Annotated in this window: 18 protein-coding genes and 1 other RNA gene; 12 read left to right on the forward strand and 7 right to left on the reverse strand. The window is 68.3% G+C overall.

Annotated elements, in window-relative coordinates; translation table 11 throughout:
• Positions 1 to 1,359, reverse strand: a complete 1,359-nt coding sequence (locus LRF89_RS02460; RefSeq protein ID WP_201170119.1) for an aminopeptidase P N-terminal domain-containing protein — start codon at positions 1,357 to 1,359, stop codon at positions 1 to 3.
• Positions 1,356 to 1,910, reverse strand: a complete 555-nt coding sequence (locus LRF89_RS02465; protein ID WP_238633639.1) for a UPF0149 family protein — start codon at positions 1,908 to 1,910, stop codon at positions 1,356 to 1,358. The genes LRF89_RS02460 and LRF89_RS02465 overlap by 4 nt, the downstream gene beginning before the upstream one ends.
• A 117-nt stretch (positions 1,911 to 2,027) precedes the next feature.
• Here LRF89_RS02465 and LRF89_RS02470 point away from each other — a divergent pair, with 117 nt between their 5' ends.
• The 6 genes from LRF89_RS02470 (at position 2,028) to LRF89_RS02495 (ending at position 5,042) form a co-directional block, all read left to right on the forward strand.
• The gene (locus LRF89_RS02470) at positions 2,028 to 2,240 is read left to right on the forward strand and encodes a TIGR02449 family protein (protein ID WP_201170117.1); all 213 of its coding nucleotides are present in this window, start codon (positions 2,028 to 2,030) and stop codon (positions 2,238 to 2,240) included.
• 3 nt (positions 2,241 to 2,243) lie between these two features.
• The gene (locus LRF89_RS02475) at positions 2,244 to 2,534 is read left to right on the forward strand and encodes a cell division protein ZapA (protein ID WP_201170116.1); all 291 of its coding nucleotides are present in this window, start codon (positions 2,244 to 2,246) and stop codon (positions 2,532 to 2,534) included.
• Positions 2,535 to 2,579: 45 nt separating this feature from the next.
• Positions 2,580 to 2,763, forward strand: a non-coding RNA gene (gene ssrS / locus LRF89_RS02480) — 6S RNA.
• 54 nt (positions 2,764 to 2,817) lie between these two features.
• Positions 2,818 to 3,429: a 5-formyltetrahydrofolate cyclo-ligase gene (locus LRF89_RS02485; protein WP_238636555.1), complete on the forward strand. Its 612-nt coding sequence runs from the start codon at positions 2,818 to 2,820 to the stop codon at positions 3,427 to 3,429.
• The gene (locus LRF89_RS02490) at positions 3,426 to 3,890 is read left to right on the forward strand and encodes an EVE domain-containing protein (RefSeq protein WP_201170111.1); all 465 of its coding nucleotides are present in this window, start codon (positions 3,426 to 3,428) and stop codon (positions 3,888 to 3,890) included. The genes LRF89_RS02485 and LRF89_RS02490 overlap by 4 nt, the downstream gene beginning before the upstream one ends.
• A gap of 141 nt (positions 3,891 to 4,031) precedes the next feature.
• Positions 4,032 to 5,042, forward strand: a complete 1,011-nt coding sequence (locus LRF89_RS02495; RefSeq protein ID WP_201170107.1) for a glucosaminidase domain-containing protein — start codon at positions 4,032 to 4,034, stop codon at positions 5,040 to 5,042.
• Positions 5,043 to 5,061: 19 nt separating this feature from the next.
• Here LRF89_RS02495 and LRF89_RS02500 read toward each other — a convergent pair whose 3' ends face one another.
• Together LRF89_RS02500 and ilvA are read right to left on the reverse strand one after the other, a co-directional pair.
• Positions 5,062 to 6,174 carry a polysaccharide deacetylase family protein gene (locus LRF89_RS02500; RefSeq protein ID WP_238636557.1) on the reverse strand — a complete coding sequence of 371 codons (1,113 nt, stop codon included), beginning with the start codon at positions 6,172 to 6,174 and terminating at the stop codon, positions 5,062 to 5,064.
• Between the two features lie 25 nt (positions 6,175 to 6,199).
• Complete coding sequence (ilvA, locus tag LRF89_RS02505; RefSeq protein WP_238634667.1) at positions 6,200 to 7,771, reverse strand: threonine ammonia-lyase, biosynthetic; 1,572 nt, start codon at positions 7,769 to 7,771, stop codon at positions 6,200 to 6,202.
• A gap of 70 nt (positions 7,772 to 7,841) precedes the next feature.
• Here ilvA and rpiA point away from each other — a divergent pair, with 70 nt between their 5' ends.
• Positions 7,842 to 8,501 (forward strand): ribose-5-phosphate isomerase RpiA, encoded by a 660-nt coding sequence (gene rpiA, locus LRF89_RS02510; RefSeq protein ID WP_201242154.1) that lies wholly within the window; start codon positions 7,842 to 7,844, stop codon positions 8,499 to 8,501.
• A gap of 24 nt (positions 8,502 to 8,525) precedes the next feature.
• The gene (locus LRF89_RS02515; protein WP_201170103.1) at positions 8,526 to 8,735 is read left to right on the forward strand and encodes a DUF2905 domain-containing protein; all 210 of its coding nucleotides are present in this window, start codon (positions 8,526 to 8,528) and stop codon (positions 8,733 to 8,735) included.
• 8 nt (positions 8,736 to 8,743) lie between these two features.
• Here the strand turns inward: LRF89_RS02515 and LRF89_RS02520 are convergent, their stop codons facing one another.
• Positions 8,744 to 8,983, reverse strand: a complete 240-nt coding sequence (locus LRF89_RS02520; protein ID WP_201170102.1) for a MoaD/ThiS family protein — start codon at positions 8,981 to 8,983, stop codon at positions 8,744 to 8,746.
• Positions 8,984 to 9,106: 123 nt separating this feature from the next.
• Between LRF89_RS02520 and menA the strand changes: the two genes are divergently transcribed.
• From menA to LRF89_RS02535, 3 genes are all read left to right on the forward strand, one after another.
• Positions 9,107 to 10,033 carry a 1,4-dihydroxy-2-naphthoate octaprenyltransferase gene (gene menA, locus LRF89_RS02525; RefSeq protein WP_201170101.1) on the forward strand — a complete coding sequence of 309 codons (927 nt, stop codon included), beginning with the start codon at positions 9,107 to 9,109 and terminating at the stop codon, positions 10,031 to 10,033.
• 123 nt (positions 10,034 to 10,156) lie between these two features.
• On the forward strand, positions 10,157 to 10,624 hold the full coding sequence (locus LRF89_RS02530) for a DoxX family protein (protein ID WP_201170100.1): 468 nt from the start codon (positions 10,157 to 10,159) through the stop codon (positions 10,622 to 10,624).
• 9 nt (positions 10,625 to 10,633) lie between these two features.
• The gene (locus LRF89_RS02535) at positions 10,634 to 11,503 is read left to right on the forward strand and encodes a PH domain-containing protein (protein ID WP_201170098.1); all 870 of its coding nucleotides are present in this window, start codon (positions 10,634 to 10,636) and stop codon (positions 11,501 to 11,503) included.
• Between the two features lie 10 nt (positions 11,504 to 11,513).
• On the opposite strand, the gene LRF89_RS02540 is transcribed toward LRF89_RS02535, so the two are convergent.
• On the reverse strand, positions 11,514 to 12,884 hold the full coding sequence (locus LRF89_RS02540) for an ABC1 kinase family protein (RefSeq protein WP_201170096.1): 1,371 nt from the start codon (positions 12,882 to 12,884) through the stop codon (positions 11,514 to 11,516).
• Positions 12,881 to 13,405 carry a c-type cytochrome gene (locus LRF89_RS02545; protein ID WP_238636558.1) on the reverse strand — a complete coding sequence of 175 codons (525 nt, stop codon included), beginning with the start codon at positions 13,403 to 13,405 and terminating at the stop codon, positions 12,881 to 12,883. Before LRF89_RS02545 ends, LRF89_RS02540 begins: the two co-directional genes overlap by 4 nt.
• A gap of 167 nt (positions 13,406 to 13,572) precedes the next feature.
• Between LRF89_RS02545 and LRF89_RS02550 the strand changes: the two genes are divergently transcribed.
• Positions 13,573 to 14,220 carry a hypothetical protein gene (locus LRF89_RS02550; protein WP_238636559.1) on the forward strand — a complete coding sequence of 216 codons (648 nt, stop codon included), beginning with the start codon at positions 13,573 to 13,575 and terminating at the stop codon, positions 14,218 to 14,220.
• The last annotated feature ends 21 nt before the right edge of the window (positions 14,221 to 14,241 follow it).

Raw genomic sequence — 14,241 nt, forward strand, 5'->3', positions numbered from 1 at the left:
TCAGTCGAAATCTCCACTTTCCTCGTAGCCCGCGCCGCGCACGGCGCCCATCAGATCCTCGATGGCCTCGGGCGTTTTCGGGACGCCGCTGGTGAGCACGCGCGGAGTCTCCCGTTCGACAACCACGTCGTCCTCGATACGCACGCCGATCCCGTGCCAGCGACGGTCCACCTCCTCGCTGCCCGGTGGGCAATAGAGCCCCGGCTCGACGGTCACCACCATGCCGGGATGGAGGACGCGCCACGCTCCCTCTACTGCATAGCTGCCGACGTCGTGCACGTCCAGTCCCAGCCAGTGCCCGGTGCGGTGCGGGAAGAAGCGCCGGTGGGCGCCCTGCTCGATCAGGCCGTCGACTTCGCCTTCAAGCCAGCCAAGATCCACCATGCCCTGGGTGAGGATGCGCGTGGCGGTGCGGTGGAAGGCGTCGAAGTCGTTGCCGCTGCGCACCTGCTCGATAGCTGCCTCCTGGGCGGCGAGGACCACGTCGTAGACGGCCCGCTGTTCGGCGCTGAAGGAGCCGCTGACCGGGAAGGTGCGGGTGATGTCCGCGGCGTAGCCGTCCACCTCGGCGCCGGCGTCGATGAGCACCAGATCGCCCTCGCGCAACCGGTCGCGCAGGGTGATGTAGTGGAGCACGCAGGCGTTGGCGCCCCCAGCGACAATGCTCGGGTAGGCCGCCTCGCCGCCGTGGCGATGGAAGATGCCGAGCAGTTCGGCAGCCAGGGTGTACTCGGGCATGTCCGGCTGCACCACCTGCATGGCGCGCCGGTGGGCGGCCACCGAGATGCCGGCGGCCCTGCGCATGGCCTCCAGTTCAGCCGGGCGCTTGATCAGGCGCTGCTCGTGGATGTTGTGATCGAGCAGTTCGATGCTGCTCGGCGCCACGCTTAGGCCACGGGCGCGTTCGCGGCCGGCCTGCAGCCATTGCAGCAGCCTGCGATCCCAGTGTTCGTCGCGCCCCAGCGGACCGATGAGCCGCTCCCGGCCGACGAGCAGATCGGGCAGGCGTTGATCAAGCTCGCTCAGCGGCCAAGCCTGGTCAGCGCCGTAGGCCGCACAGGCCGCCTCGGGACCGGTGCGTGCCCCGGCCCAGCGCTCCGCGTCGGGATCCCGCTCGCGGACGAACAGGATGTACTCGCCTTCGGGCCGGCCCGGGGCGATGACCGCTACGGCGTCCGGCTCCGGGAAGGCGGTGAGGTAGCGGAAGTCGCTGTCCTGGCGGAACGGATGATCCACGTCGCGATTGCGCGGCTGCTCCCGTGCCGCCGGGATCACCGCCACCGCGGCCTCGCCCATGCGCCGTGCCAGGGTCTCCCGCTGCTCGCGGGCGAGCTGCCGGAAGTCGATGGCCTCGCTCATGAGTTCTGCGCCTCGATGCTCGGGTGCCCCATGTGCTCGCGGCAGAGCAGGACGCCGACGCGGATGTACTCGAGCAGCTCCGTGTAGGACGCCTCATCATCCTCGTCGTCGGCTGGCTCGGCGGCAACCCGGGCGATCTCGGCCAGGTCGCTGAGGAACTCGCGGACCTCGGCGGGCAGTTCGGTGTCCTGGCCGGGCTCGGTGCGCCCAATCCCGAACAGGAACCCGCTGCTCCAGGCGGCCAGGGCGCGGACCCGCTCGTTCAGCGGCTCGTCCTCGGGCGGCAGCAGCGGCGCAAAGCCCATGGCGTCGTCAGCGAGTTCGGTGGCGGTTTCGTCGTAGAGCAGCGTCAGGGTCTCTAGGCAGGCGCGGGCCGACTCGCCGCGCGGTTCGGTATCCGCCAGCACCTCGGCGATCCAGTGCGCCTGCCCGGCCTCGCCGGTGCCGCTGAGCATACCGGCCAGCATCCCGTGGGCTTCGGCTGCACCCACCGGCGTACCGACCGCCTCGAGGACCTCGGCGACCCCCTGATAACGTTGTCCGGAAGCCATGGCTCGTCCACCCTCATCTGTCGTGGAACCGGGATGGTCCCATCCTAACAGCGGCGCTGCCGATTGACCGTGCCCGACCGGCGCACTATAGTCGGCGATCAGGGGAGGTGACTCCAAGTGTCTGATTACTCGGTCGAAGAGCTGGTGCGTCTGGAGCAGCGCATCGAGCAGCTGCTGCGCCAGCACGAGCGCCTGCGCGAAGAAAACCGCCTGCTTCGCCAGGCGCAGGAGCAGCTCCAGGCGGATCGGGCCGCGCTTCAGGAGAAGAACGAACTCGCCCGGTCCCAGATCGAGTCGATGATCAGCCGGCTCAAGGCGATGGAGCAGTAGCGCATGACCGAAGCGGTCAAGGTACGCATCCTCGATCAGGACTTCACCGTGGCGTGTCCCGAGGACGCCAAAAACGAGCTGTTGCAGTCCGCGGACTATGTGGATCGCAAGATGCGCGAGATCCGCAAGAGCGGCAATGTGGTCGGCACGGATCGGGTTGCCGTGGTGGCGGCGCTGAACATCGCCTACGAACTGCTCAGCGTCCAGGCCGAGAACGAGCAGCTGGCAGACGTACGCCAGCGCCTGGCCCGGCTGGACGCGCGCATTTCGGAGGCTGTCGACGGTGGCTCCTGAGATTGCTTGCACGAAACCCTGCCGTGGGTGATCATGGAGTCACGGCATCCCCTGCGGTGTTCGATCTCAGGCCGAGTTATCTTGAGCCTCAGAGCAATGCCCAAGGGACCGGGCGTGGGTTGACCGGTGTGCATGTCCGCTTCGAGCGGAAAGCCTAAGGCAGCTCCCCCCGTCCCTACCTGAACCGAAGGGTTCAAGGGCAGGCCTGTACGGCATACGCGGGGGGTGTCCTTTTTCCCTTGCCGCGCATACCTCCTTCCCCCTTGTGTCGAGGAGTGCCGCCTTGGCTGCCAAGCGCGACATCCGCCGTCGCTTGCGCGAGCACCGTCGCCGGATCCCTGCCAGCGACCGTCGTCGTGCCGGACTCCGCTTGCGCGACGAGGTGCTCAGGCTGGTCGTGACCCGGGGCCTGCATCGCGTAGCCGGATACCTCGACGCCGACGGCGAGGCGCCTACCGGGGCGATCCTCACGGCACTGCACCAGCGCGGGAGGGCTGTCTACCTGCCGGCGTTGCGTCGGCACGGTCGCCGCATGGCCTTCCGGCGCTGGGTCCCGGGCACTCCGCTGCGCCCCAATCGGTACGGAGTCCCCGAGCCGCCGCCCGCGCTGGCGGACGAGGTGCCGGTGCGGGGGCTGGATCTGGTGCTGGCTCCGCTGGTTGCCTTTGATCCCGCCGGGCGGCGGCTCGGTATGGGCGGCGGATTCTACGACGCCACCTTCGCCCGAATGCGCCGCTACCCCTGGCACCCTCCGCGGATCGTTGGCCTGGCGTTCAGCACGCAGCAGGTGGCGGAACTGCCCGGCGAAGCCTGGGACCTGCCCCTGGACGGGGTGATCACCGAGCGTGGCTGTGTCAGTCTGCCGGTACGCACGATCCGGCAGGAGGCGGCATGAACCGCTGGTTGATGAAGTCCGAGCCCGACGTGTTCGGCATCGAGGATCTCGCTGCGGCCCCGCAGGGGACTGATCGTTGGGATGGGGTGCGCAATTACCAGGTGCGCAACATGATCCGTGATCACATGCGTCCGGGTGATGTGGCCTTCTTCTACCACTCCAACACCCGTCCGCCGGGGGTGGTCGGGTTGATGGAGGTGGTCAGCGACCCTTACCCGGATCCTACGGCTTTCGATCCTGACGACCCCCACTACGACCCGAAAAGCACCCCGGAGGCGCCCCGCTGGTTCTGCGTCGATGTCCGCTTTCGCGAGCGCCTGTCCCGCCGGGTCACCCTTCAGGAGCTGCGGGATTGCCCCGAGCTTGAGGGGTTCCCGTTGATCCGGCGGGGCAATCGTCTGTCCATTGTCCCGGTCACCGAGGCGCAGTGGACGGCCATCCTCCGCCTGGCCGACGACTGAGCGGGGCCTTTCCAACCCGGGTGCGTCGCCGGCGTCCGCGGTCGGTGGGCTCATCTTCCCGTCGACGCGGCCGATCCCCTCTCCACGGGCCGGCGCCATGGCAGCGCCGGCATCAGCCCACAAAAGGGAGCCGACGCGATCATGAACGAATCCGGCACCAGAGACTGGCGCATGGGGCGCTGGGTGGTCATCAGCGCGATCCTGGCGGTGTTTTTCGCCGCGCCGGTGGCTTACTGGGGTTACCAGTCGTTTGAGGAGCGGGTCGACGGGCAGCCACCGCCGGAGGTCGTGGATCCGGAGCCGTTTCGGGTCCCCGAGCTGACCTTCATCGAAGCCGACAGCAGTGAGGTTCTGCTTGAGCGTCTGCGCGAGCACGGCGGCGAGCAGTGGCCTCCCGACGAAGTGGTTCCGGCGGTGACTGCGGGTAGCTTCCCCGAGGACCTCGACGAGGTGGACGTGCAGACCCGCAAGGAGGTCTTCTTCCGTATCCTGACGCCCATCGTACTGGCAGAAAATGCCCGTCTGCGCGAGGCCCGCGCGTTCGTGGTCGAGGCCGGGGCCCGTCGCGACGAGCTCGAAGGTGCCGCCGGCGAGCGCCTGGAGGCCCTGGCCGAGCACTACCGGGTCGATCTCGACGACGACGATGCCATTGAGGTGTTGCTCCACCGGCTCGACGAGATCCCGCCGGATATGGCTCTGGCCCAGGCCGCCAACGAGAGCGGCTGGGGAACCTCGCGCTTCACCCGGCAGGCCAACAACCTCTTCGGCGAGTGGACCTGGACGCAGGAGGAGGGTCTGGTCCCCGAGCGTCGCGGCGAAGGTGAGAGCCACCGCATCCGGGTTTTCCCGTCCCTGCAGCGCTCCGTGCGCTCCTACTACTTCACCCTCAATGTCGGGCACGCCTACGACGATCTGCGTGATCTGCGCGCCGAGATGCGGGATGAGGCGCGGGAGCTCGACGGGGAGGCACTGAGCGCCGGATTGACGGCCTACTCGGAACGCGGCCAGGCCTACGTTGAAGAGGTGCGCTCGATGATCCGTTTCAACGAACTCGCACGGATCAACGGCCTGCGTCTCGACGAGGTCGAGCACGAGCCGACGCAGCTGGCCGAAGCCGGGGGGCCGGACGAGGCGGAGGCGGCCGGCGAGTGATCGCCCCCGCCGCCCCGGGTCAGGGGTTGAGCCACTGCTTGCTGAACCAGAAGAAGCGCCCGCTGCCGTCGCGGTGCGGCGCGGTGCAGTTGTAGCGGGCGCGACCCTTGCCGAAGGGCTCCTCGGCCTGCACGGCTAAGCGGGTCTGCTCGTCGTCCAGCCATTCCACCTCCATCGCCCCCTGGCCACTGGCGAAGCAGTTCAGGCGGCCGGCGCCGACGTCGTGGTCCTCGGCCAGCTGGATCTCCATGCGCGGCGGGTTGTTGTCCGCGTCGAGGAGCGGGTCGAAGGGTTCCATCGACTCGACGGGCAGCGGCAGGCTGTTGGCACGCAGTTCGAAGTCCTCCATGTCGCCGAACTGTTCGTTGACCGCGAAGCGCGGCAGGGCACGCTTGTCGCTGAGTGTTCCGATGGCCCCGGAATGCTGTCCGAAAGCGGTGTACCCCTTGTCACGAAGCAGGTCGGCCAGTTCCGGGTTGTACTCGCCGAAGGGGTAGGCGTAGAGCTTCGGGTCGGTGTTCACGTCCTCGCCGAGTTCCTCCTGCAGGCGCTGCTGGGCGTTGTCGACGTCCTCGCGCATGCGCGCCCGCCACGCCTCGTCGTCCTCCTCGTCATCCCGGCGGACGAGGTAGTCGTGGCTGGAGGAGTGATTGGCGAAGCGGACGAGGCCCGAGTCGCGCATCTCGCGCATCTGCTCCCAGTCCATATAGGCGGAGCGGCCCGAGTCGACGTCGTCGGTGGCGACGAAGACCGTCATTGGCCAGTCGCGCTCCTTCAGGCGGGGGAACGCCTCCTCGTACACGGAGGCGTAGGCGTCATCGACGGTAATCGATACCGTCCGTTCCGGGAGCTCGCCACCGTGGCGGAGCACGTCGATGACCCACTCGACGGGCCAGACGTTGAAGTCCTCCTCCTCAAGGTAGTCGAGCTGTGCCTCGAACTGCTCGAGCCGGACGCTGGTGGACGGATAGCGGTCCTCGCCGAAGCGGTGATACATGAAGACGACGGCGCTGCCCCGGGGCTCGGCCTGCGGATCCTTTTCCGGCGGCTGTTGCCCGAGGGCGTGGCTGCTGCCGCCCGCCGTTAGGGCGGCCAGGGTGATGCCGAGCGGCAGCCAGGTGCGTGCGTGCATAACGGATCTCCTCGTGTGCGCGGGCTCAGCTCAGGAACAGCTTGTAAGCCGGGTTGTCCGTCTCCTCGACGCAGCTGTAGTCGAGTTCGTGCAGGAACTCCTGGAAGGCCTCGCGCGCGTCGGCGGGCACCTGGATCCCGCAGAGGACCCGACCGTAAGCGGCGCCATTGTTGCGGTAGTGGAACAGGCTGATGTTCCAGCGTCCCCCCAGGCTGGCCAGGAACTGCATCAATGCACCGGGGCGCTCCGGGAACTCGAAGCGGTAGACCACCTCGTCGGCGACACCGTGCCCACGGCCGCCGACCATGTGGCGCACGTGGACCTTCGCCATCTCGTCCCGGGTTAGGTCGAGCACGGGGTACCCCTGTTCGCGCAGCCGGTCGATCAGGGCGTGGCGCTCCTGGTCGCCCTCCTGCAGGGCGATTCCGGCGTAGACGTGGGCGGTGTCCGGGTCGGCCATGCGGTAGTTGAACTCGGTGATCGGTCGTTCGCCGATGGTCTCGCAGAAGCGCCGGAAGGCGCCCGGGCGCTCGGGGATGGTCACCGCCAGCACCGCCTCGCGGTGCTCACCCAGCTCGGCGCGCTCGGCTACGTGGGACAGCCGTGAGAAGTTCATGTTGGCGCCGCTGTTGATCGCCACCAGGGTTTCGTTGCGGATGCCGTGCGCGCTGGCGTATTTCTTGGCGCCAGCCACACCGAGTGCCCCGGCCGGCTCCAGAATGGAGCGGGTCTCCTCGAAGACCTCCTTGATCGACGCGCAAATCTCATCGGTACTGACCAGCACCACCTCGTCGATGTGGCGGCGCAGGATGGGCCAGGTATGCTCGCCGATCTGGCGCACCGCCACGCCGTCCGCGAACAGCCCCACCTGATCGAGGCGGACGCGCTCGTCGCGCTCGAGGCTGGTGGCCAGGGTCGGGGCATCCTCGGGCTCGACGGCCACGATGCGGATATCCGGGCGCAGCTGGCTGATGTAGACGGCGATGCCCGCGGCCAGTCCGCCGCCACCGACCGGGATGAACACGGCATGGATGTCGCGCGGGTGCTGGTGGAGGATCTCCATGCCCACCGTGCCCTGGCCGGCGATGACGTCCGGGTGGTCGTAGGGTGGGATGTAGGTCAGGCCGTGGCTGTCGATCAGTTCTTGCGCCTTGCCCGACGCGGCGTCGTAGCCGTCGCCGTGCAGCACGACGTTGCCGCCGAAGCGGCGCACCGCGTCCACCTTGATCTGCGGTGTGGTCCGCGGCATGACGATGGTGGCCTCGATGCCGAGCCGTCGCGCCGAGAGCGCAACACCCTGGGCGTGGTTGCCCGCCGAAGCGCAGATCACTCCGCGTTGGCGGGCCTCCTCGGAAAGGCGGATGATGCGGTTGTAGGCGCCGCGCAGCTTGAAGGAGAAGACCGGCTGGAGATCCTCGCGCTTGAGCAGCAGGTGGTTGCCCATGCGCGCTGAGAGGATCGGCGCGGCCTCCAGCGGCGTCTGCTCGGCGACGTCGTAGACACAGGCGGTCAGGATGCGCTCAAGGTAGGCGCGCTGATCCTGTTCCAGCGCCGGTTTGTCGGCGTCGGGCTTGACTTGGTTATGATGGGTAGCCATATCACCTACAGCATACCGCTAGCGGCGGTCGTACCGAACCCACTTGGATCAAAATGCATCAGGAGTCGAGATGAGCGATCAGGGCAAGCGTCTGGCCGCCGAGGCGGCGCTGGAGTACGTCGAGGAAGACGCCTATGTCGGCGTCGGGACTGGCTCGACGGTCAATCTGTTCATCGATGCCCTGGCAGACATGCGCGATCGCATCGCCGGGGCGGTCTCCAGCTCGGAGGCCAGCACCCAGCGGCTGCGTGACCGCGGCATCGACGTGACCGACCTCAACAGTGCCGGCCGCTTGCCGGTCTACATCGACGGGGCCGACGAGGCCAACCGCTTCCTGCAACTGATCAAGGGCGGTGGCGGGGCGCTGACCCGCGAAAAGATCGTTGCTTCGGCCTCGGACCGGTTCGTCTGCGTGGCCGATGAGGGCAAGATGGTCGATGTCCTCGGTGCCTTCCCGCTTCCGGTGGAGGTGATCCCGATGGCGCGCAGCACCGTGGCCCGGGAGCTGGTTCGGCTCGGCGGCCGGCCGGAGCTGCGCGAGGGGTTCACCACCGACAACGGGAACGTGATCCTCGACGTTCACGGTCTGTCGATCACCGAGCCCATGAAGCTCGAGCAGACCCTGAACAATATCCCCGGCGTGGTGACCAACGGGATCTTCGCCCTGCGCCCGGCGGATTTGCTGCTGCTCGGCAGCGACTCGGGGGTCCGGCGTCTGACGGCCGAGTAAGGGCGTCCGCAACGGGAGGTCGTGTTGTCGGACATCCCTCGCCTGCTCATCGTCCTCGGGATCCTGCTGGTTCTGGTCGGGCTCGCCTGGCCCTGGATCGACAAGCTCGGTCTGGGTCGCCTGCCCGGGGACATCGCCATCGAGCGCGATGGATTCCGCTTCTACTTCCCCATCACCACCATGCTGCTGGTCAGCGCGGTGGTGACCCTGCTGCTGTGGCTGTTCCGCAAATAGCCCCAGGGCTAGCCACCGCTGACCGGTGGCAGCAGAACCAGGACGCTGTCGTCGTCCACCCGCGTATCCGGCGGGACCAGGGTATCGCCCACGGCCACGGCCACCTGCGGCAGGTGCTCGGCCAGCCCCGGGCAGGCCACGGCGGCCGCATCGAGCGCCGCGGCCACCGTGCCCTCGGGCGGGGCCGGCAGCTCGAGCCGGGTTGCTCCGGCGGCCTCGGTCAGTACCCCGTACAGTTCCAGTTGCATGGCCGTCTCCCTCCCCCGCCAGGCTGGACCTCTCCCCGCGGACCGGTCACAATCGCCGCATCCCGGCGCGGTTCGCGCTCCGTTCGTTCTTGCCGCTGAACAGGTTCTCGCATGGATCGGTCGATGACGCAAACGTCCCCGCGCCCGTCCTGGCCAACGATCGCCTGGCACGCGATCCGGCCGCGCACGCTGCCGCTTTCGCTGTCCCCGATCCTCGCCGGCTCCGCTGTGGGCTGGGTGGAAAGTGGTGTCCTGCGCCTGGACGTGACCCTGGTTGCGGCGCTTTCCACCGCGGCGATCCAGATCGGAACCAATCTGCAGAACGATGCCGCCGACACCCTCAATCAGACCGATAGCGCCGAGCGGATCGGTCCGGTGCGGGTTACCGAGCGCGGTTGGCTCACCCCGCGCCAGGTCATGGCGGCCGCCTACAGCGCCTTTGCTCTGGCCCTGGTCTGCGGTGCCTACCTGGTGGCCATCGGCGGGTTGCCGATCCTGGTGCTGGGTATCCTCTCGGTGCTGGCCGGTTACGCGTATTCCGGGGGGCCGTTCCCGATCTCACGCGGCCCCTTCGGCGAGTTGTTCGTCATCTTCTTCTTCGGGCTGGTTGCCGTCGGTGGTGTGGTCTATCTGTATACGGGGGCGATCAGCCCCCCGGCGCTGGTGATGGGACTGGCCGTCGGGTTGCCCGCGGCCGCGGTGCTCCTGGTCAATAACTTGCGCGACCGCGAGGGAGACCGTGAGGCCGGGCGCTGGACGCTGGCCATCCTGCTAGGGCCCTTGGGATCGGTCTGGCTGTTCGGCGGGCTGCTGGCTGGCGTGGCGCTGGGCTTGCTCGGGTTGGCCGCGTTCGGGGTGCCGTGGACCGGTGCGGCCCTGGGGCTGGCCGTGCTGCCCTTCGGGGTGCGCATCTGGCGCTCGCTGATGGGTGCGAGCAGCGGCGAGGATTACAATCGCTGCCTGGCCCGTACCGGGGTGTTCCAGCTGCTGCTCGCCCTCGTCGCCGGCGCGGGGCTGGTCGCCGGGGCCTACCTCCACGGGATCGCCTAGGGGCCGGGCCCGGCGCCATGGATGCTTGTTGAAGGCATCCGGGGCAAGCGTTATGGTCCGATTGACCGCCCGGTTGGTCGTCACCGCACGGATTCAATAGGCACAGGAGAGAGGCTAGCGATCATGCAAACGGCGCGAGATCTGCTTTTCGGAGGGGTGGCCCCGGCTACGCTGGTCGCTGATGCGGGGTTGACCGCGCTGCGGGTTGGCGCCGGACTGATGATGGCCGTGGGCCACGGTTTGCCCAAGATCCCGCCCCAGGAGGGGTTCGTCGGTATGGTGGAGGGCATCGGCCTGCCGGTGCCCCTGTTCTTTGCCTGGCTGGCGGGGATCGCCGAGTTGATCGGAGGCCTGCTACTCGCCGCCGGCCTGCTGACCCGCCCCGCGGCTGCGGTGATCCTCGGCACCATGCTGGTTGCCGCTTTCGGGGTGCATTTCGCCGCGGGCGACCCGCTGTTCGCCGTTGATGGCCCGAGCGCCGAGATGGCCGTGCTCTACGCCTTCGTCGCCCTGGCGTTCATGCTGGTCGGTTCCGGCCGGCTCGGTGTTGACCACCTGGTGCGCGAGCGTGTCGCGCGGCTGACCCCCTGAGGAGGTGCCATGAGCGAGGAAGAGGCTTCCACGCCCGCGGAGGGAACTTGGAAAAGCCGGCTGGGGCGCTGGCTGAACATTGCCCTGGCCATCGGTGCGCTGGTCGCCCTGGTCGGGACGTTCATCGTCTGGGGCGAGGGTGCATTCGGCTTCCTGCTGGCGTTCGTCGTCCTCTTCCCGGCTGCGCTGGTCTCGGCGCTGATGCGCTGGTGGCCGCGGCACTCGGCCGAGGGCGTGCGTGATGGCCTGTGCTGGCGGCGCCGGCTGTACATCAGCGCCGGCGGTATCGCCTTCGCGTCGCTGCTGTGCCTGGTCATCGGGGTGGCGTGGTTCGGGACCGCTCCCGGGACCATGTTGCTGGTGGCCGGAACCATGCTGCTGCCGCCGGCGGTGATACTGGGGCTGCTGGCCTTCTCCCTGCGCGATCGAGAGCGTCTGGCGGATACGGTGCGCGATCCGGGCGAGCCAATCGTCTACCAGGCCGAGGTGCACTGGGGGGTTTTCCTGCCCACCATCCTGGTGCTGACCGCGACGCTGCTGCTCGTGCTGGCGCCTCTGGGTACCTTCGGGTACGTCCTGGCCACCATCCTCTATTTGATCGTGCTGCCCGGCACCGCGGCCCATTCGCTCAGCATCTTCCTCAACACCGAGCTGGAGCTGACGCCGAACAAGCTGATCGCCGGTACCGGTCTGATCGTGCGCACGGCGCGTGTCTTCGAGCGTGAGCATATCCAGGCCGTCGGGGTCTACTACGGCTGGATGGGGCGCATCCTCGGATACGGACGCCTGAGCTTCGTCTGCAAGGACGGCACCAGCTTCAAGGTGCCGGGCATTGTCGATCCCGACGGTCTGCGCCACATCGTCGATCGAGGTCTGTAGGCCCTCGCGGTTACCCCGTAGTCGGCCGCGGTGGCGAGTCGACCCCGGTGTCCGCCAGGTACGGGTCGATGAGGCCGCGCAGGTCGACCCGTGCCTGCAGGCGCCGGCAGAGCATGAAGGTGCCCATGAACTTGCGGTGCAGGAACAGGGTATCGGAGGCTGGCGTCCCGGCGAAGCGGTCGCTGAAGAACATGGTCCGGCCCCGGTGGTAGACCCGCTCGAACAGGTCCGACGCGCCGAAGTCGTAGGCCCCTTGGTGACGCAGCGGCTCACTGGTCATCTCCAGCAGCTCCAGTAGCGCCCCCTCCTGCTCCGCTGACGCGCCAGGCTCCAGATACCCGAGTTCCCGTGCGCACGACTGCAAGACCTCACGGTCCCGATCCCGAGCGGCGCGCCCCATGCGCCGATAGGTTTCGACCAGTTCGGGGCGCACCGAGTGCGTGGCGCCGAAATCGAGCAGCACCAGGCAGCCGCGTTCGGCGTCGTAGAGGAAGTTGCTGAAATTGGGGTCGGTCTGCACCAGGCGGAACTCGAAGAGCTCGCGCAACGCCAGCCGGCTGAGCAACGAGGCCGCATGATCGCACAGGGAAGCCGGCTCGCCGCCCCGACCGGCCAGCTGATCGACCGGGGTGCCGTGGACATAGTCCATGGCCAGCACCCGGGGGGTGGTCAGGTCCCGGTGCACGCCGGGCAGGGTGATCTCCGGGTCGTCGCCCAGCGCCCGGTCGTAGGCCTCCAGGGCGTCGGCTTCCGCCTCATAGTCGGCCTCCTGGTGAAGCTGGCGCCTCGCCTCGTCGAGCAGGCTCTCGACGCGTAGGCCGCGCGGCATGAGGCCGCTGTGACGCATCACGAAACCGAGATTGTCCAGGTCGCTGTCGATGCTCTCGCGCACCCCGGGGAACTGGATCTTCAGCGCCAGTTCCCGCCCGTCGGCGGCCACGGCACGATGGACCTGGCCGATCGAGGCGGCGGCTACGGGGGTGAAGTCAAAATCACGGAACCGCTTGAGCCACCCTTTGCCGAACTCGCGGCGCAGGACGCTGTCGAGCTGGCTTAGCGGCATCGCCTCCGCCTCATGGCGCAGTGCGCCCATGATCTCCGCGATCTCGGGGGCCAGTACGTCGGTGCCGTCCATGGACATCAACTGGCCCATCTTCATCACGGCGCCCCGCATGCGCCCGAGTCGGTCGGTAATCCGCCGGGCGCGCTCCGGGGAGAGCTCGATCCGGCCCTGGCCCTCTTCGCCCCCGGTCAGGTCGCGCAGGCCGCTCCAGCCGATCCCCAGAGCTAGATCGCCGGTGGCCCGCCCCAAGTGATAGAGGCGACCCCACCGGCTGCTGGGTACAGCCCGGCTGCGGCGCTCGTCACCGCTGCCGCTCATGCGTTGTCGAGGGTCGAGAGCATGTACTCGATGGCCTTGATCAGTTCGTCCTTATCGGCCCGCCCGCGGTAGGCCGGCATGGCGCCCTTGCCCCGCAGGGTGGCGTCGAGCAGCTCGTCGATGTCGCGCGAGCGGTCCGCCCAGTCTGCCTCCTGCCCGAGGACCGGCGCACCGGCGATGCCGCGGTCGTGGCACGAACGGCAGCTCGGAGCGGTGCCACTGCGGTAGATGGCGAGTCCGGGGTGGTCTTCATTGCCCTGTTCGGTTTGGTCGGCCACTGGCTGTGCCTCAGCTTCCTCATCGGCCGATGTCGCCTCGTCGGTCGACACGCTGTTGTTTCCTTCCTCGGTTGCCGCCTCCTCGCGGGCGCCCTCCATCGGATCCTCGGCCGGCTCGAAATGCGCCTCCTGATCGCCCGTCTCGTCCGTCTCGGGGGTTTCAGGGGCGGATGAATCGTTGCAGCCCGAAAGGGCCAGCAGGCCCGCGGCGATGATCACCAACATCCAGTACCGCACGTGCATGGTGCACTCCTCTTGCTCAGACCGGCGTCTCTATCTCTGCAGTGTAGGCGGAGTGCGGTCTTCCGTCACGCTGCACCGATAGGGTCCCGGCGAGGGTGTTTTGCCCCTGGCACCGCCGGAGTCGGAATCAGTAAGCTGTGGCTCAGGATTCATTCGGGGGAGTGCCCATGCATTGGAGTCGCGAGTCCTGGATCGGGCTGGCAGCACTGGTGTTCGCCATCCTGATCTACTACCTGCTGCACTGGGTGGGGATGGCCTTCCTGGACGCCATCTGGGCCGGCCATGGCCTGGAACGCGGCTCGCCGGTGGCCGTGCTGCTCGGGCCGTTGGTCCTGGCTGTGGTCCTTGTCGTGACCGCCGCGGTCGCCGCAGTGCCGGCCTGGGCGCTGCTCTTTGCCATGGGGGTTGGGCGCTTCCTGGGCCACCGCGCCGGACTGTGGCCCCTGCTCGGATTGAGTGCTCCGGAGGGCAAGGATCTGCGTGCTCACCTCGGGGCCGCGCGTCACGCCGTGCGCACGGCGCTGGAGGCCGTGGTGGGGGTCGGCCTGTTCGCCCCGATGGGCATCCTCTACGGGGGGATCCTGATCGCTTTGGGTGGTGGCGGTGCACCCGGTGCTCTGGTCAACATCCTCGGTTACGGTCTGGGGTTTTTCCTGGCTTGGGCGACCATGCGGCTACTGGTGCGCTACTGGGGGCGCCTGGAAGCCCTGCGCGCCGATGCGCTGGCGCAGGCCGAGCGTGGGGCGCTGTGGCTCGAGCTCATCGGGCAGCGCATCCTGCGCCAGCTCAACGGCGGGCGACTGCCCCGCGATTGACGGGTGCGCACCGCCCTGGCG

It is taken from the genome of Halorhodospira sp. 9621, assembly GCF_022228055.1.
Taxonomy (GTDB): Bacteria; Pseudomonadota; Gammaproteobacteria; order Nitrococcales; family Halorhodospiraceae; genus Halorhodospira; species Halorhodospira halophila_A.